At 71.6% G+C, this 17,238-nt stretch carries 15 protein-coding genes and 1 pseudogene; 6 read left to right on the top strand and 10 right to left on the bottom strand.

Features of this window, described 5'->3' with window-relative positions; all coding sequences use genetic code 11:
- Nucleotides 1–142: 142 nt before the first annotated feature.
- Complete coding sequence (locus tag ACZ5C2_RS22600; protein ID WP_468793734.1) at nt 143–1,036, bottom strand: hypothetical protein; 894 nt, start codon at nt 1,034–1,036, stop codon at nt 143–145.
- Nucleotides 1,037–1,503: 467 nt separating this feature from the next.
- On the opposite strand from ACZ5C2_RS22600, the gene ACZ5C2_RS22595 reads away from it, so the two are divergent.
- Nucleotides 1,504–2,385, top strand: a complete 882-nt coding sequence (locus tag ACZ5C2_RS22595; RefSeq protein ID WP_468793731.1) for an oxygenase MpaB family protein — start codon at nt 1,504–1,506, stop codon at nt 2,383–2,385.
- Nucleotides 2,386–2,407: 22 nt separating this feature from the next.
- Here ACZ5C2_RS22595 and ACZ5C2_RS22590 read toward each other — a convergent pair whose 3' ends face one another.
- Nucleotides 2,408–3,007 carry a class I SAM-dependent methyltransferase gene (locus ACZ5C2_RS22590; RefSeq protein ID WP_468793728.1) on the bottom strand — a complete coding sequence of 200 codons (600 nt, stop codon included), beginning with the start codon at nt 3,005–3,007 and terminating at the stop codon, nt 2,408–2,410.
- A gap of 337 nt (nt 3,008–3,344) precedes the next feature.
- Here ACZ5C2_RS22590 and ACZ5C2_RS22585 point away from each other — a divergent pair.
- Nucleotides 3,345–3,527 (top strand): annotated as a pseudogene (locus tag ACZ5C2_RS22585) (ATP-binding protein); the annotation flags it as partial.
- Nucleotides 3,528–3,555: 28 nt separating this feature from the next.
- On the opposite strand, the gene ACZ5C2_RS22580 reads toward ACZ5C2_RS22585, so the two are convergent.
- Nucleotides 3,556–3,984, bottom strand: a complete 429-nt coding sequence (locus ACZ5C2_RS22580; protein WP_468793725.1) for a PPOX class F420-dependent oxidoreductase — start codon at nt 3,982–3,984, stop codon at nt 3,556–3,558.
- A 120-nt stretch (nt 3,985–4,104) separates the two neighbouring features.
- On the opposite strand from ACZ5C2_RS22580, the gene ACZ5C2_RS22575 reads away from it, so the two are divergent.
- A complete protein-coding gene (locus ACZ5C2_RS22575; protein ID WP_468793722.1) occupies nt 4,105–4,512 on the top strand; it encodes a roadblock/LC7 domain-containing protein in 408 nt (135 codons plus the stop codon).
- Nucleotides 4,513–4,638: 126 nt separating this feature from the next.
- Nucleotides 4,639–5,559 carry a DUF6397 family protein gene (locus tag ACZ5C2_RS22570; protein WP_468793718.1) on the top strand — a complete coding sequence of 307 codons (921 nt, stop codon included), beginning with the start codon at nt 4,639–4,641 and terminating at the stop codon, nt 5,557–5,559.
- Between the two features lies 1 nt (nt 5,560).
- Here ACZ5C2_RS22570 and ACZ5C2_RS22565 read toward each other — a convergent pair whose 3' ends face one another.
- Both ACZ5C2_RS22565 and ACZ5C2_RS22560 read right to left on the bottom strand, forming a co-directional pair.
- Entirely contained in the window at nt 5,561–6,427 is an 867-nt protein-coding gene (locus tag ACZ5C2_RS22565; protein ID WP_468793715.1) for an acyl-CoA thioesterase, read from the bottom strand.
- Nucleotides 6,428–6,446: 19 nt separating this feature from the next.
- Entirely contained in the window at nt 6,447–8,960 is a 2,514-nt protein-coding gene (locus ACZ5C2_RS22560; RefSeq protein WP_468793712.1) for a DEAD/DEAH box helicase, read from the bottom strand.
- Nucleotides 8,961–9,105: 145 nt separating this feature from the next.
- Here ACZ5C2_RS22560 and ACZ5C2_RS22555 point away from each other — a divergent pair, with 145 nt between their 5' ends.
- Entirely contained in the window at nt 9,106–9,900 is a 795-nt protein-coding gene (locus tag ACZ5C2_RS22555) for a metal-dependent hydrolase (RefSeq protein ID WP_468793709.1), read from the top strand.
- 20 nt (nt 9,901–9,920) lie between these two features.
- On the opposite strand, the gene ACZ5C2_RS22550 is transcribed toward ACZ5C2_RS22555, so the two are convergent.
- The 5 genes from ACZ5C2_RS22550 to ACZ5C2_RS22530 all read right to left on the bottom strand — a co-directional run bounded on the left by ACZ5C2_RS22550 (nt 9,921) and on the right by ACZ5C2_RS22530 (nt 15,313).
- Nucleotides 9,921–10,175, bottom strand: a complete 255-nt coding sequence (locus ACZ5C2_RS22550) for a type B 50S ribosomal protein L31 (RefSeq protein ID WP_468793706.1) — start codon at nt 10,173–10,175, stop codon at nt 9,921–9,923.
- 54 nt (nt 10,176–10,229) lie between these two features.
- Complete coding sequence (locus ACZ5C2_RS22545; protein ID WP_468793703.1) at nt 10,230–10,700, bottom strand: DUF5709 domain-containing protein; 471 nt, start codon at nt 10,698–10,700, stop codon at nt 10,230–10,232.
- A 328-nt stretch (nt 10,701–11,028) separates the two neighbouring features.
- Nucleotides 11,029–12,810, bottom strand: a complete 1,782-nt coding sequence (locus ACZ5C2_RS22540; protein WP_468793700.1) for an ABC transporter ATP-binding protein — start codon at nt 12,808–12,810, stop codon at nt 11,029–11,031.
- Nucleotides 12,807–14,636: an ABC transporter ATP-binding protein gene (locus tag ACZ5C2_RS22535; protein ID WP_468793697.1), complete on the bottom strand. Its 1,830-nt coding sequence runs from the start codon at nt 14,634–14,636 to the stop codon at nt 12,807–12,809. Before ACZ5C2_RS22535 ends, ACZ5C2_RS22540 begins: the two co-directional genes overlap by 4 nt.
- Before the next feature lie 212 nt (nt 14,637–14,848).
- Nucleotides 14,849–15,313: a MarR family winged helix-turn-helix transcriptional regulator gene (locus ACZ5C2_RS22530; RefSeq protein ID WP_468793694.1), complete on the bottom strand. Its 465-nt coding sequence runs from the start codon at nt 15,311–15,313 to the stop codon at nt 14,849–14,851.
- A gap of 105 nt (nt 15,314–15,418) precedes the next feature.
- Between ACZ5C2_RS22530 and ACZ5C2_RS22525 the strand changes: the two genes are divergently transcribed.
- Nucleotides 15,419–17,221 (top strand): ABC transporter ATP-binding protein, encoded by a 1,803-nt coding sequence (locus tag ACZ5C2_RS22525; RefSeq protein WP_468793691.1) that lies wholly within the window; start codon nt 15,419–15,421, stop codon nt 17,219–17,221.
- Nucleotides 17,222–17,238: the final 17 nt, after the last annotated feature.

The following is a 17,238-nucleotide window of genomic DNA, read 5'->3' as shown; positions in this document are numbered from 1 at the left end:
GTTGATCGTGGAACTGCCCCATGGTGAGGGTCCGACCTCGCGGTCCTCGATAGGGCGGGGCCATACGGAACGGCGCCCGTACGTGGGGCCGCAGCACACGCTGACGTCCGATACCCGTGCCCCTGCCGAAGGCCGCGCCTGCTCAGAGCGGCCGTACGGCCATCCGGTCGAGTGCTTCGAGCAAGCCCGGCAGCTCCGGTCCCCGGCCCACCGGGAGAACCTCACCGGGTTCGTCGTCGAGCAGCACGAACGCGATGTCGTCCGTCCTGGCCACCAGCGACCAGCCGGGGCCGTCGGCGCGCAGCGTGCGCGCACCGCCCGGAGCGAACGACGAGCGGACGCGGCCGAGCGGCGGCGGCGAGTCGACATAGGCGCGCGCTTCGGCCAGGACCCGCCGGATCCCGCCGTGCCCGCCCGGCGGCGCCTCCCGGCTCCCGCTCTCCCGGTGCTCCTCGCCCTCCTCGTCCCTCCGGCTGCCCTCCATGGTGTCCTCCGGGCCCTTTGGCGCCTCCGCCGAGCCGTCCGGTGCCGGGAACGCCGTGTCGTCGACCTGCTCCCGCCAGGTCGCCCACTGGAGCGCGATCTCGTCGGCACCCAGACGGCGCTGGGCCGGGCCCCATACACCGGCGTCCGGCGGCGTCAGTGCGGGACCGTCCGCGGCGTCGGGGCCGGGATCGTGCGGCGCCGGCACGTTCGGCGCCGCGACGGCGACCGCGAGGGGCCATCCCGCCAGCGCGGTGACGACCGTGCGCTCGTCCGGCGACAGATCGTGCTCCATGCCGCAGTCCCAGGAAGCGATCGCGACGGCGACCAGCGAGACGTCGTCGACGACGACGGTCCACCGGGCACCCTCGGCATCCTGACCGAGCACCAGCCCGTACCCGTCCGCGAGAGGCGGAAGGCCGAGCGCCGCGCACGCCTCCGGATAGTCGTCGCCCAGCACGCTCGGGAACTTCGCCGGCGTGAGCAGCGCCGCCGTCAGCACATAGAGCGCGTCGTCCGCGGCGGCGACGGCTTCCTCGTCCGTCCCGGCCATCCCAGCCTCCCCATCGGTTCGTCCATCGGCGCGCACCCTATGCCGACCCCGAGCCCCTTGTCACGACCCCCCAGCCGCTCCCGGAGCTGCAGGTTTCCGGCCGGACAGGGCGAATCGCCCACGCGCCGGCGAGGATGCCCGGACGGCCGGAAGCCCCAGCGGCGCCCGTGCGACCGCTCCCGGGAACGCGTCGCGCTCCCCGACGAGCGCGACGACCGCACGGCACGCCGACTCGTCCACCCCGCACGGCAGCGCCTGCGACGACACCCAGACGGCCGCCTCGCCGATCCGGTCCCGATCGGCCTCCGCCCACACCGAGGCACAGGCGGAGTCCGCCTCGGACAGGACAGGCGGTGAGGACGCTGCACCGGTCCGGACGCCCGGTCTGCGCAGTCGTGCTCGCCGACCGTTCATCTCCCACTACTCAACGTAGAGTTGCAGCGTCGACGGCAGAAGGGGGCGGCACGGTGCGGCGCTTCGAACGACTGGAACGGATCCGGCGAATGGATCCCCGCCGGGAGGCCACGGAGATCTACCGGCTCAGCTCGGCCTACGAGTTCCCCTGGGACTTCACCCGGTCCCTGGAACTGGCCCTCTACCGCACCTACGCCGTCCCCCGGATCGGCCGGCTGCTCGCGGAAACTCAGGAACTCACCGACCGGTCCCAGAAACGCTACGACGACACCTCGCTCCTCCTGGACGCCATCGTCGAACACGGCTTCGGCAGTGACCAGGGCCGGACCGCGATCCGCCGTATCAACCGGATGCATCACGCCTACGACATCCCCGACGACGACATGCGGTACGTCCTGTGCACGTTCGTGGTGATGCCCAGGCGATGGATCGACGCCTACGGATGGCGCAGGCTGTCCCGGCACGAAATCACGGCCAGTGCCGTCCATTACCAGACCCTGGGCCGGCACATGGGCATCAAGGACATCCCCCGGTCCTACGAGGAGTTCGAAAGCTGCCTGGACGCCTACGAGGAGGCCCACTTCGACTGGGACGAGGGGGCGCGCCGGGTCTCGGACGCCACCCTCGACCTCATGGCCTCCTGGTACCCGCGCCCGCTCGCCCCCGTGCTGCGCACCGCCACGCTCGCCCTGCTCGACGAACCCCTTCTGCGCGCCTTCCGCTACACCCCTCCGAGCGCGGCCACGCGCGCGTGGGTGCGTCGCGCGGTACGGCTGCGGGGCCGGGCCGTGCGCCTGCTGCCGCCCCGCCGGGCCCCGCACTTCGCCCGGCAGAACCGGGAGATCAAGAGCTACCCGGACGGCTACCGGCTGGCGGACCTGGGCACCACCCCCGTACCGGGGCTGCGGGGCTGTCCGGTACGGCACCCGGACTGACCGCCGGACGTACGGCGGAGGTTCAGTCCGGGCGCACGGCCAGCGCCAGGAATCGGGTGTCCTCGTCGGTGTACGACGCCATGTGCCAGCCCGAACGCGTCAGCAGGGCGCGGAGATTCGGCTCCGCGCGGAGGTCGTCCGGTGTGATCGTGCGGCCCTGTCGCGTGGCGAGTGCCGCCCGTCCGACCGGATGGAACAGTGCCAGCACACCACCGGGCCGCACCACCCGCGCGATCTCCCGGAGGTTCCCGGCCGGGTCGGGCAGATGCGCGATCAGCCCCGCCGCGAACACGGCGTCCAGCGAGGAGGAGCGCAGCGGCAGCGCGGCGACGTCGGTCAGCAGCAGCGCCCCGTCGCGGTCCCGTCCGGCCCGTGCCGCCGCCCGCAGCATGGCCGGGGTCAGATCGGCGCCGAGGACCACGCCCGAGGGCCCCACCGCCGCCCGCAGCGGAGGCAGGGCACGCCCGGTGCCGCAGCCGGCGTCGAGCACCCGGTCGCCCTGCCGCAGCCCGAGTTCGGCGACGGCGGCGGCGTAGGCCGGGCCGTCGTCGGGGAAACGGCGGTCCCAGTCGGCGGCACGCGCGGTGAAGAACTCCTGGACGTGTGTGTGGTCGTCGCTCATGCTCCGCATGATCCCTCACCGGGACGAGCGACACTGCTGTGTGCCCGTCCGGACGTGACGCGGTCGTTCCGGTGCACCACCGCGTCAGGCTCCAGCCGCTTGCGAAACGCGCTTCCTTCACGCGCCCGCCCCCTCCAGTGTCCCGGGGCCATGGGACACCTGGACCACGGCACGGTCGGTCGCCGAACCCGCAGCGCGGACCGGCCTGTCCGTCGGCGGGGGCCGGGTGATCTCTGCGACCTGGCGCGGCGCGGTTGCGTCACCGGCGGCCGCCCCCGTACCACCGACTCTCCGGTCCCTTGGCACACCCCTGCCCTGCCGATCGCGGCCGGCACTCTGCTTCGCGGGAACCCGGCGCCACGACACGCGGAACGTCTGCCGTGCACTCGACCTGGACTCCGGAACGCCCGTCCTGCTGTGCGACGCACGCGAGCGCGACTCGGGCAAGGAGGTGCTGATCCGGCTCGTCGAGTACGCCGGACGGATCCACACCGTCCGGCTGCCCGGCTCAGTGGGATGACCGCGGGAGCCGCCGCCCCGCGGTCGTGTCACCCCGCGACGTCCCCTTCCGCCACGACTTTCTCGATCACGACCCGCACGAGGAGTTCGCCGGGCACGGCATTGCGTGCCCCGAACTCCTCGGCGCGGTCCTCGCCCATGTACCGCGCGCCGATCCGGGTGGCCCAGCGCCGGAGCTCCTCGGGATCCTGCGAAAGCCGCGCCCGGCCCTGCAGCACCACGAACCCGAAGGGGGGCCGGTCGTCGTCCACGCAGAGGGCGACCCGCCCGTCTCGTGCCAGGTTGCGTCCCTTCACGGTCCGCTCTCCGGTGTTGAACACCACCTCGTCCCCGTCGACCAGGAACCAGATCGGGGCCACATGCGGGCTGCCGTCGGCACGGACGGTGGACAGCTTGGCGGTGCGGGTGCCGTACGAGACGAACTCCCGCCACTCTTGGTCGGTCATCTTGTGTCCCATGGCTTCCATCCTCCTTGCCCGGCGCCCGGTCGTGGGGAAGGCTGGCGGCGGGGACCCTCCCGAACGGAGGGGACGGCACACGGGGCAGACCACGGGGAAGATCAGGGGGAGAATCACGACATGGGGCAGAACCACGGACTCGACTGGCTGCTGGACGACCTGACCCAACGCGTCGAACACGTACGGCACGCGCTGGTCCTGTCCAACGACGGGCTGGTGACGGGTGCGAGCACGGGGCTGCGCCGTGAGGACGCGGAGCACCTCGCCGCCGTCTCGTCCGGACTGCACAGCCTCGCCAAGGGCTCGGGACGGCACTTCGGCGCGGGCGGGGTACGCCAGACGATGATCGAGTTCGACGACGCGGTCCTCTTCGTCACGGCCGCCGGCACCGGCAGTTGTCTGTGCGTGCTCAGCGGCGCCGAGGCGGACATCGGCCACATCGCCTACGAGATGACGCTGCTGGTCAACCGAGTCGGCGAACATCTGGACGTGGACGCCCGCCGACCGGAACCCGGCACAGACCTCTGACATGGGGTTTCGCGCCCTCATACGGAGTTGTCCACAGGCTCGCCACGGAGTGTGACGGAGCGGCTACGGTTTTTCGGAGCGGGCGCACCCGGCGCCGGCCGCGCACACTCCACGGGGGAAACGAGCATGCCCGGACACCACGTCCTCACGCACGACGCCACCGGCACCGTCGGCGCCGAACGGATCACGGCAGACGGTGACGCCTGGATCACAACGAGCCGCGCGGCGCGAGAACTGTGCCTCGAACGTACCGAGTTCGACCTCGCCGTACATCTCGGCCGGGTGCGTACGGACCCCGGCGACGGTGGAGAAGGCCGACGCGTCGCCCGGGCCGAGATCGAGCGGCTCCGCGCCGGTCCGGGCTTCCCCGAGACGCTGCGCCGGAGCGTGCGGGCCGTGGGGACCACGGAGGGCGCAGCTCTCCTGGAGGTGCCGAGGACCCGGTTCACCCGCCTGGCGCGGCTGGGACTGCTGGTGCCCGTGAGTTTCTGTCCGAACCGCTACCGCGCCGTGGTCTGGCTCTATCTGGCGGAAGAACTACGGCTGTTCGGGGGCGACGACAAGAACACACCGCTGTTGACGGGGCGCATGGCCGAAGCGCTCAGGAGCCAGCTCGACTCCGGCCTCGACCTGCGCCCCCGCAACTGGCGTACCCGGCACCTGGGTTTCCTGCTCCGGCGGGCCGACAGCCCCTGGGAACGGGCCGGCGCCGTGGCGTCGCTGCTCGACCCGCTCCACGTGGCGCAGGCCGTCACGGACCCCTGCGACCGGTCCCATCTGAACAGGTTCCGCGAGCCACCGCCCTCCGCTGGGGCGCCCGGCCCACCGACCGCCCACCTCGCGGAGGACCTCATGACGGCCCAGGACCCGGACGAGATCGCCTGGTTGCAGTCCGAACTGACCCGGCTGACACACGAGGCACGGGAACACCGTCAGGCGCCCCGCCCCTCGCTGCCCGGGCCGGACCACCGGCCGCCCCGGACCGTCGAACCGGCCCGGCGGAGGTCCGGAGGCGTGCTCGCCCGCCGGCGCCGCAGAAACCGGTGATCTACAGCGCCCGGAAGAGCCCCTCCTGTACGACGGACACCAGCATCCGGCCCTCCGGGTCGTAGATCCGCCCGCGGGCCAGACCCCGGCCGCCCGTGGCGATCGGTGACTCCTGGTCGTACAGGAACCACTCGTCCGCGCGGAACGGACGATGGAACCACATGGCGTGGTCCAGCGACGCCATGTCGAAACCGCGCGGCCCCCACAACGGCTCCACCGGGATGCGCACGGCGTCCAGCAGGGTCATGTCACTGGCGTAGGTCAGGGCGCAGGTGTGCACCAGCGGATCGTCGCCGAGTGGGCCCACCGCGCGCATCCACACCGCGCTGCGCGGCTCCGCGTCCTTGACCTCGTCGGCACCCCAGCGCAGCCGGTCGACGTAGCGGATGTCGAAGGGCTGCCGGCGCGCCATCCGCTCCAACTGCTCCGGAAGCGCGCCCAGATGCTCACGGATCTCGTCGGTGACCGATGGCAGCGACTCGGGGGCCGGGACCTTGCGGGCCGGCGGCAGCTGGTGCTCGAAACTCCCCTGTTCAGGCTTGTGGAAGGAGGCGGTGAGATTGAAGATCGTGCGGCCCTGCTGCACGGCGGTGACCCGGCGGGTGGTGAACGACCGGCCGTCCCGCACCCGTTCGACCTGGTACACGATCGGCACCCCCGGTCGGCCCGGACGCAGGAAGTACGCGTGCAGCGAGTGCACGGGACGGTCGCCCTCCGTGGTGCGGCCGGCGGCGACCAGCGCCTGCCCGGCCACCTGCCCTCCGAAGACCCGCTGCAGCGACTCCTGCGGGCTGCGGCCACGGAAGATGTCGACCTCGATCTGCTCCAGGTCGAGCAGGGCGACGAGGCTCTCCGCCGGATTGGTCATGGGTGGGATCCTCCGGTGCTCACAACTGGCCGACATCGGTGACACGGACGACCGCACGGCCCTCGGTGTCGGAGGCGGTGAGGTCGACATCGGCGCTGATGCCCCAGTCGTGGTCCCCGTTCGGGTCGTCGAAGATCTGCCGGACCCGCCACAGCCGGTTCTCCGGCTGTTCCTCGATCAGCAGCAGCTTCGGGCCGCGGGCGTCGGGACCGGTGCCCAGCTCCTCGTACTCGTCCCAGTACTTGTCCATCGCCTCGCCCCAGGCGCCGGCATCCCAGCCCCCGTCAGCGTCCAGTGCGCCCAGCTCCTCCACCTGGTCGAGGGCGGCGAGCTCGACCCGGCGGAACATGGCGTTGCGGACCAGGACCCGGAAGGCGCGCGCGTTGGCGGTGACCGGCTTGACCTCGTCGGCCTTCTCCTGCGCCTCCTCGGCGGTCATCACCTCCGGATTGGCCAGCTGCTCCCACTCGTCCAGCAGGCTGGAGTCGACCTGGCGCACCATCTCGCCCAGCCAGGCGATCAGATCCTCCAGGTCCTCCGACTTCAAGTCGTCGGGAACGGTGTGCTCCAGCGCCTTGTAGGCGCCGGCGAGGTAGCGCAGCACGATGCCCTCGGTGCGCGCCAGCTCGTAGTGGGACACCAGTTCCGTGAACGACATCGCCCGCTCGTACATGTCCCGGATCACGGACTTCGGCGACAGCGGGTGGTCACCGACCCAGGGATGGCTCTTGCGGTAGGTGTTGTACGCGTGGAAGAGGAGCTCCTCCAGTGGCTTCGGGTAGGTGACGTCCTGGAGGCGCTCCATGCGCTCCTCGTACTCCACCCCGTCGGCCTTCATCGCGGCGACCGCCTCGCCACGGGCCTTGTTCTGCTGGGCGGCGAGGATCTGGCGCGGATCGTCCAGCGTGGACTCCACCACGGACACCATGTCCAGCGCGTACGACGGCGATTCCGGATCCAGCAGCTCGAACGCCGCCAGCGCGAACGTGGACAGCGGCTGGTTCAGCGCGAAGTCCTGCTGCAGGTCCACGGTGAGCCGGACGACACGGCCTTCGGCGTCCGGCCGGTCGAGCTTCTCGACGATGCCGCCGTCCAGCAGCGAGCGGTAGATGGCGATCGCACGTCGGATGTGCCGCAGCTGCTGCTTGCGCGGTTCGTGGTTGTCCTCCAGCAGCCGGCGCATCGCCTCGAAGGCGTTGCCGGGCCGGGCGATCACCGACAGCAGCATCGTGTGCGTGACCCGGAAGCGGGAGCTCAGCGGCTCCGGCTCGGATCCGATGAGTTTGTCGAAGGTCTGCTCGCTCCAGGCGACGAATCCCTCGGGCGCCTTCTTGCGCACGACCTTGCGGCGCTTCTTCGGGTCGTCACCGGCCTTCGCCAGGGCCTTCTCGTTCTCGACCACGTGCTCGGGGGCCTGGGCCACCACGAAGCCCTCGGTGTCGAAGCCCGCGCGTCCGGCGCGTCCCGCGATCTGGTGGAACTCACGGGCCCGCAGGGTCCGTACGCGAGTGCCGTCGTACTTGGTCAGGGCCGTGAACAGCACCGTGCGGATGGGGACGTTGACGCCCACACCGAGCGTGTCCGTTCCGCAGATGACCTTCAGCAGACCTGCCTGCGCGAGCTTCTCCACCAGCCGCCGGTACTTGGGAAGCATGCCGGCGTGATGCACACCGATGCCGTGCCGGACGTAACGGGACAGGTTGCGGCCGAACTTGGTGGTGAAGCGGAAGTTGCCGATGAGTTCGGCGATCCGTTCCTTCTCCTCACGCGTGCACATGTTGATGCTCATCAGCGCCTGTGCCCGCTCCACCGCCTGCGCCTGGGTGAAGTGCACGATGTAGACCGGCGCCTGCCGGGCCGCCAGCAGATCGGTGAGCGTCTCGGTGAGCGGTGTGTACCGGTACTCGTAGGAGAGCGGAACCGGCCGGGACGCCGAGCGCACCACGGCGGTGGGGCGGCGGGTGCGGCGGGCGAGGTCCTTCTCGAAGAAGGACATGTCGCCGAGAGTCGCCGACATCAGCACGAACTGCGCCTGCGGCAGCTCCAGCAGGGGGATCTGCCAGGCCCAGCCGCGGTCCGGTTCCGCGTAGAAGTGGAACTCGTCCATCACGACTTGACCCACGTCGGCGTGCTTGCCGTCGCGCAGCGCGATCGACGCCAGCACCTCGGCGGTGCAGCAGATGACCGGGGCATCGGCGTTGACGGAAGCGTCGCCGGTGAGCATGCCGACGTTCTCCGTGCCGAAGATCTTGCACAGTTCGAAGAACTTCTCCGACACCAGCGCCTTGATGGGTGCGGTGTAGAAGGTGACCTCGTCGCGCGCCAGGGCGGCGAAGTGGGCGCCCGCCGCGATCATGCTCTTGCCGGAACCGGTGGGCGTCGACACGATCACGTTCGCGCCGGAGACCACCTCGATCAACGCCTCCTCCTGGTGGGGATAGAGCGTGAGACCGCGTTCCTGGGCCCACGACTCGAAGGCTTCGTAGAGGGCGTCGGGGTCGGCGGTCGGCGGCAGCTGATCGATGAGGGTCACGTCCCCATCTTGCCTCTCCGCCCGTCCGATGCGGGAATCGGCTACTGGTCCGAAGATCGCGAACGCTACGCTGTGTCGCCGGTGGGGCGTCCATGCGACCGGTCAACCGGACAGCGGCGAACGAGGAATGGGGCGGGCAACGGCGATGATGGGACCAGCACACTCACTTTCGGGCGCCGCGGCCTGGCTCGGGGTCGGTGCGGCCGCGGCCGCGGCCGGACACGCGATGCCCTGGCCGGTGCTCCTGGCCGGCGCCCTGATCTGCGCCGGTGCCGCGCTCGCCCCGGACCTGGACCACAAGGCGGCCACCATCTCGCGGGCCTTCGGGCCCTTGTCCCGCTGGCTGTGCGAGATCGTCGACAAGCTGTCCTACGCGGTCTACAAGGCCACCAGGAAACAGGGCGACCCACGCCGCTCCGGCGGACACCGCACGCTGACGCACACCTGGCTGTGGGCTGTTCTCATAGGCGGCGGCGCCGCCGCCCTGGCGATCACGGGCGGCCGCTGGGCGGTGCTGGCGATCCTCTTCGTGCACATGGTGCTGGCGATCGAGGGCCTACTGTGGCGGGCGACCCGCGGATCGAGCAGCGACGTCCTGGTGTGGCTGCTGGCGGCAGCCAGTGCCTGGATCATCGCCGGCGTCCTGGACCAGCCGGGCAACGGCTCCGACTGGCTGTTCACCGCGCCGGGCCAGGAGTACCTGTGGCTGGGGCTGCCGATCGTGCTGGGAGCGCTGGTGCACGACATCGGGGACGCGCTGACCGTCTCCGGTTGCCCGATCCTGTGGCCCATACCGGTGGGCCGCAAGCGCTGGTACCCGATCGGCCCGCCCAAGATGATGCGGTTCCGCGCGGGCAGCTGGGTGGAGCTGAAGGTGCTGATGCCCGTGTTCATGCTGCTGGGTGGCGTGGGCTGCGCGGCGGCGCTCAACGTGATCTGACGGTCCGCCCCGCCCGGGGGTCAGCCGCTGCCTTCACCGCCGTAGCGGCGCTCGAAGCGGGCCACGCGACCTTCCGTGTCCACGGTGCGGGCCTTGCCCGTGTAGAACGGGTGGCTCTCCGAGGAGATCTCCACATCCACCACCGGGTAGGTCTCGCCGTCGTCCCACTCGATGGTCTGGTCGCTGGTCGCGGTGGACCGTGTGAGGAAGGCGTAACCGGCGGCACGGTCGCGGAAGACGACCGCACGGTAGTCGGGGTGCTTGTCCTGCTGCATGAATGCTCCTCGGGCGACTCGGGTCCGCGCTGCGGCGGGGGAGGAGGGGCGGGGTCAGCCGGGCAGGGTGTCCTCGTCGACGACGTGCATGGCGGCCTCCTCGGCGGAGGCGGCCGCGCCGTCGATGCCGACGTCCGTGGCGACCAAGGCCTCCTCCTCGTCCTCGTGCGCCCCTTCGTCGGGCGCCACGAGCCGGCCGGAGCGTTCGGCGCCGACCTCGTTGTCCAGGAGTTCCCCGTCGGTGCCCGGCGAATCACCGAGCCCGTCGCCGTCGGAGGCGGCAGGATCCGGAAGCTCCTCGGCGAGCCGCTGGTCGAGCGTCTCGCCCTCATGGCGCTCGGCCGCCGTCACGCCGTGGTGCTCCACGGCCCACGGCCGCTCCGGAGGCGACCAGCCCCGGTCGAGCGGGTCGGCGACGCCGTCGTTCTCCAGGGTGTCCTCCGCGTCGAGCAGTCCGGCGTCGTCCTGAATCTCGGACGCGTCGGGCTGGTAGACGTCGTCTCCCCAACCGTCGGCGCTGTTCACGGGTACCTCCAGGGGGTGGGGACGGGCCCGTTCCCGACGCGGCCCGCGCCGGGCCGTCCGAACGGGGCACTGGCGCCACCCGTTCCCGGTCCGTCAGGATCCGGGTGCTCCCCGAGCCGGTGTCTGACTCCAGCCTTCCACCGGAGCTCCCCACCGCGCAACGGCACGCCCGGCGCGGGTGGTGCGTGGGCCCTCGCGTCGGTCCCGGGGGAGGAGGAAGCCAGCCGTGCCGTGGCCTGTGGCCGGGTGGTGCGGTCGAGTGTGTGATGCGGACCAGGCCCTCGTGGGGCGCCCCGCCAGGAGGAAGGCACCTCGGGACGGTGCGGGGTCACCCGTGCCAGGACCGCCACAGGGCCGCGTACGCGCCGTTCGCCGAGACGAGTTCGTCATGGCTGCCCAGTTCAGTGATGCGGCCGTTCTCCACGACGGCGATGACGTCCGCGTCGTGCGCGGTGTGCAGCCGGTGGGCGATGGCGACCACCGTCCGGCCGTCCAGGACCCGGGCCAGGGAGCGTTCCAGGTGACGTGCCGCGCGCGGGTCGAGCAGCGAGGTGGCCTCGTCCAGGACCAGCGTGTGCGGGTCGGCCAGCACCAGCCGGGCCAGCGCGATCTGCTGGGCCTGGGCCGGGGTGAGCGCGAACCCGCCCGAGCCGACCTCGGTGTCGAGGCCGTCGTCGAGCGCGCCCGCCCATCCGTCCGCGTCGACCGCCCCGAGCGCCGCCCACAGCTCGGCGTCCTCGGCGTTCGTCCGGGCGAGCCGCAGATTGTCGCGCAGGGAGCCCACGAAGACGTGGTGCTCCTGGTTGACCAGGGCCACGTGTTCCCGGACCCGTTCGGCGGTCATACGGGACAGCTCCGCGTCGCCCAGGGTGACCCGCCCGTCCCGGGGCGCGTAGATCCCGGCAAGCAGCCGGCCCAGCGTGGACTTGCCCGCGCCCGAGGGACCGACCAGCGCCATCCTGGTGCCGGGTGCGACCTCCAGGGACACCTTGCGCAGGACGTCCACGCCCTCCCGGTAGCCGAAGTGCACCCGGTCCGCGTGCACCCGGCGTCCGTCGGGGGCCAGAGCGGCATCCCCGGCGTCGGGCTCGATGTCCCGGACCCCGACCAGCCGGGCCAGCGACACCTGCGCCACCTGCAGCTCGTCGTACCACCGGAGGATGAGCCCCACCGGGTCCACGAGCATCTGCGCGATCAGCGCGCCCGTGGTCAGCTGGCCGACACCGATCCAGCCCCGCAGGACGAACACCCCGCCGATCATCAGCACCGAGCCGAGCACGGTCACATGGGTGATGTTGACGACGGGGAAGAGCACCGAGCGCAGCCAGAGCGTGTAGCGCTCCCAGGCCGTCCACTCCCTGACCCGCTGGTCGGTCAGCGCCACGCGACGCGTGCCGAGGCGGTGCGCCTCCACGGTCCGCCCCGCGTCCACGGTCTCGGTGAGGGCGGCAGCCACGGCGGCGTACCCGGCCGCCTCCGAGCGGTAGGCGGCCGGCGCCCGCCGGAAGTACCAGCGGCAGCCGGCCACCAGCAGCGGCACCGCGACCAGGACGGCCGGTGCCAGTTCGGGCGCCGTGACGACCAGCCCGCCCAGCAGCAGCACCACCCACACCACGCCGATGGCCAGCTGGGGCACCGCCTCCCGCATCGCGTTGCCGAGCCGGTCGATGTCGGTGGTGATCCGCGACAGCAGATCACCCGTACCGGCCCGCTCCAGCACGCCCGGCGGCAGTCCGACCGACCGCACCAGGAAGTCCTCGCGCAGATCGGCCAGCATCCGTTCACCGAGCATGGCCCCGCGCAGCCGGACCTGCCGGACGAACGCCGCCTGGACGGCCAGCGCGAGCACGAAAATCCCCGCGGTGAGCTCCAGACGCAGCTCCCGCTCCCCGGCCGAGACCCGCTCCACAAGCCCGCCCAGCAGATACGGCCCCACCATGGAGGCGATCACGGCGACCGTGTTCACGGTGATCAGCAGCAGAAAGGCCCGCCGGTGCCGGCGCAGCAGTTCCGTGACATAGGCACGCACGGTCGCGGGCGCGCCCACGGGCAGCGTGGCCGCCGCCGTCGGGGCCGCCGGGTCGTAGGCCGGTCGCGCCACGCCGATCATGCTGTCTCCTCGATCTCTTCGAGCTCTTCCAGCTGTTCCAGTCGACGAAGGGCCCCGTCCTCGCGCAGGTCCTGTGCGACGGCCGGCGCGGCCCCGTCCTCGGTCTCGCGCGTCACCACGGCCCGGTACCGGGGTTCGGTGCGCACCAGATCGCGGTGGCCGCCGACCGCCACGACGGTGTCGCCGTGCAGGAACACCACCCGGTCGGCGCGGTCCAGCAGCAGCGGGGACGAGGTGAACACCACGGTGGTGCGGCCCGCACGCAGTCCGCGCACGCCTTGGGCGATCCGGGCCTCGGTGTGCGAGTCGACGGCCGAAGTCGGCTCATCCAGGACGAGCACCTCCGGGTCCGTGACGAGTGACCGGGCCAGCGCGAGCCGTTGGCGCTGCCCGCCCGACAGGGACCGGCCGCGTTCGGTGATCCGGGCGTCCATGGGTTCCCCTGCGCCCTGTGAGCCCTGTACCAGAGCCGCCAGCACGTCCGCGCACTGCGCCGCGTCCAGCGCGTCGCGCGGGTCGACCGCACCGGACGCGGGCACGTCGAGAAGCTCGCGCAGCGTGCCGGACAGCAGCACCGGATCCTTGTCCTGCACGAGGACGGCCTCCCGGGCTGAGTCCAGCGGCAGTTCGTCGAGGGGCACCCCGCCGAGCAGCACCGCGGTGCCCTGCTCCGAGGCGTGGCCGCCGAGCCGTTCGGCCAGCCGTCCTGCCGCGTCGGGATCCCCGCAGACCACGGCGGTGAGCCGGCCCGCTGGGGCGAGCAGCCCGGTCGCCGGGTCGTACAGGTCACCGGCCGGGGCCCCGGCGGTACGCGATCCCGCGGTGTCCGTGGCACGTTCCAGCGACAGCACGTGCGCGGCCCGCCTGGCCGAGGGGCGCGAGAAGGAGTACGCCATCGCGATCTCCTCGAAGTGCCGGATCGGATAGGTGAGCAGCATCACCGAGCTGTAGACGGTGACCAGTTCACCGACGGTGATGTGGCCCTTGCCGGCCAGATGGACGCCGTACCAGACCACCGTGATCAGCAGCAGACCCGGCAGCAGCACCTGGATCGCGGCGATCAGCGACCACATCCGCGCACTGCGCACGGCGGCGTGGCGCACCTCCTGGGAGGCACGGCGGTAGCGGTCGAGGAACAGGTCCTCGCCGCCGATGCCGCGCAGCACACGCAGCCCCGCGACGGTGTCGGAGGCGAGCTCGGTGGCCCGCCCGGCCTTCTCGCGCTGGACGTCCGCCCGCCGGGTGGCACGGGGCAGCAGCGGGAGGACAGCGATCGCCAGCACGGGCAGGCCCACGGCGACGACGACCCCGAGCGCCGGCTGGTATATCACCAGACCGGTGCAGACCAGCACGATCGTGGCCGCCGCCGCGGTGAACCGTGACAGGGCTTCCACGAACCAGCCGATCTTCTCGACGTCACCGGTGGAGACGGCCACGACCTCGCCGGCCGCGACCCGCCGGGTCAGCGCCGAGCCCAGCGTCGCGGCCTTGCGGCCCAGGAGCTGCTGCACGCGGGCGGCGGCGGTGATCCAGTTGGTGACGGCGGCGCGGTGCAGGAAGGTGTCACCGACCGCGTTGCCCACGCAGGCCAGCGCCATCAGACCGCCGGCCAGTGCGAGCCGGCCGCCGGAGCGGTCGACCGCGGCCTGGACGGCGACACCGACGCAGAACGGCAGCGAGGCGACGGAGACGAAGTGCAACAGACCCCACGCCAGCGACTGGAGCTGCCCGGACAGTTGGCCGCGGAAGAGCCACCACAGGAATCGGGGACCCGAACGGGCGTCGGGCATCCCCGGGTCGGGATACGGAAGGTCTTGAATCTGCATGACGTCCCAGTGGCTCGGGTCAGGGGGCGGCGGAAGGGCAGGACGAGGGGGCACAACGGTGCCGGTGAAGATCCACGGGCACGCCTGCGCGCCGTCCGCGGACGGCAAGCAGCAAACCGTGACAGGTTGACGCCGCCACGCACGGGGAGGCAAGCGGTTTTCCGCACCACGGCGCGGAACCGGCAGCCCGGCGGACCTTCACCCGACAGGCATCAGGCGGGCGTCTCGCGGCACGACGGGACGGCCTTCCCGTCGATCAGGGTGTCCAGCAGCTCGCCCAGTGCCTCGCGCTGCTCGTGGCCGAGCGGGGCGAGGATCTCCTCCGCCGCGCCCCGGCGAGCGGCCCGCAGTTCCCGCAGCGCCGCGCGCCCGTCGTCGGTGAGCTCGATCCGGATCACCCGCCGGTTGGCCGGATCCGGCACCCGCCGCACCTTGCCGTTCGCCTCCAGCCCGTCGACCAGCGTGGTGACGGCCCGGGGGACCACCTCGAGCCGCTCGGCCAGATCGGCCATGCGCGGCGGTGAGCCGTAGTGCGCGAGCGTGCGCAGCAGCCGGGACTGGGCGGGGGTGATGCCGAGCTCCCGCCGCTCCAGATGGCGCTTCTGGATGCGATGGACCCGGCGGGTGAGCCGAAGCAGCTGCTCGGCCAGCAGGCCGTCGGGATCGGGGGCGGTCATGCGGGAACAATATCAGGATGATGTTCATTGTGAATATAGGTAACAATGAGCTAGGTTCCGCTTGACCCGGGGCACCTCCTCCGGGCGTCCGTCCCTGAGGAGACCATGCACCCCGACCACGAAACCGGCTGGACCCCGCCCGCCGGCACCGAGGAGCAACCCCGGCAGGTGCGGCGCATCCTGAGGCTCTTCCGCCCCTACCGCGGGCGCCTCGCGGTCGTCGGCCTGCTCGTCGGCGCCGCCTCGCTGGTCTCCGTCGCCACACCGTTCCTGCTGAAGGCGATCCTTGACGTCGCGCTCCCCGAGCGCCGCACCGGACTGCTCAGCCTGCTCGCGCTCGGCATGATCCTCAGCGCGGTCCTCACCAGCGTCTTCGGTGTACTGCAGACCCTGATCTCGACGACGGTCGGCCAGCGCGTCATGCACGACCTGCGCACCGCCGTCTACGGGCGGCTCCAGCGCATGTCGCTCGCCTTCTTCACCCGCACCCGCACCGGCGAGGTCCAGTCCCGCATCGCCAACGACATCGGCGGGATGCAGGCCACCGTGACCTCCACGGCGACGTCCCTGGTGTCCAACCTCACCAGCGTGGTCGCCACCGTCGTCGCGATGCTCGCGCTCGACTGGCGGCTGACCGTCGTGTCGCTGGTGCTGCTGCCGGTCTTCGTCTGGATCAGCCGCCGTGTCGGCAACGAACGCAAGAAGATCACCACCCAGCGCCAGAAGCAGATGGCCGCGATGGCCGCCACGGTCACCGAGTCGCTCTCGGTCAGCGGCATCCTGCTCGGCCGCACCATGGGCCGGTCCGACTCCCTGACCGGGGCCTTCTCGGACGAGTCCGAGCGCCTGGTCGACCTGGAAGTGCGGTCGAACATGGCCGGCCGCTGGCGCATGGCCGTGATCACGGTCGTCATGGCCGCGATGCCGGCCGTCATCTACTGGACGGCCGGCATCGCCCTGCAGACGGGCGGCCCGGAGGTCTCCATCGGCACGATCGTCGCCTTCGTGTCGCTCCAGCAGGGCCTGTTCCGCCCGGCCGTGAGCCTGCTGTCCACCGGCGTCCAGATCCAGACCTCGCTCGCTCTCTTCCAGCGCATCTTCGAGTATCTGGACCTCCCCATCGACATCAGCGAGCGCGAGGACCCGGTGCGCCTGGACCGGATCAAGGGTGAGGTCCGCTTCGAGGACGTCACCTTCGGCTACGACGGCAAGAGCGGCCCCGTCCTCGACGGCATCGACATCACCGTGCCCCCGGGAGGCACCCTCGCCGTCGTCGGATCGACCGGTGCCGGCAAGTCCACGCTCGGTCATCTCGTGCCGCGGCTGTACGACGTCACGGGAGGCCGGGTCACCCTCGACGGGGTCGACGTTCGCGATCTCGACTTCGACACGCTGGCCCGCGCGGTCGGCGTCGTCTCCCAGGAGACCTATCTCTTCCACGCCTCCGTCGCCGACAACCTGCGCTTCGCCAAGCCGGACGCCACCGACGAGGAACTGCACGCGGCGGCGAGGGCGGCCCAGATCCACGAGCACATCGCTTCGCTGCCCGACGGGTACGACACCGTGGTCGGCGAGCGCGGCCACCGGTTCTCCGGAGGCGAGAAGCAGCGTCTGGCGATCGCCCGCACCATCCTGCGCGACCCGCCGGTCCTGGTGCTGGACGAGGCCACCAGCGCCCTCGACACCCGTACCGAGGCCGCCGTCCAGCAGGCCATCGACGCGCTGTCGGCCAACCGCACCACGCTCACCATCGCCCACCGGCTGTCCACCGTTCGCGGCGCCGACCGGATCGTGGTGCTCGACTCCGGCCGCGCGGTCGAAAGCGGCACGCACGAGGAACTGCTGGAACAGGGAGGGCGTTACGCGGCTCTCGTGCGCCGGGACGCCCGACTGGAGCCGACAAAATGAAGATATGCCGGGTTTAT

This window comes from Streptomyces sp. NPDC031365, from assembly GCF_055569765.1.
This window is presented reverse-complemented; position numbering and strand designations above follow the sequence as displayed.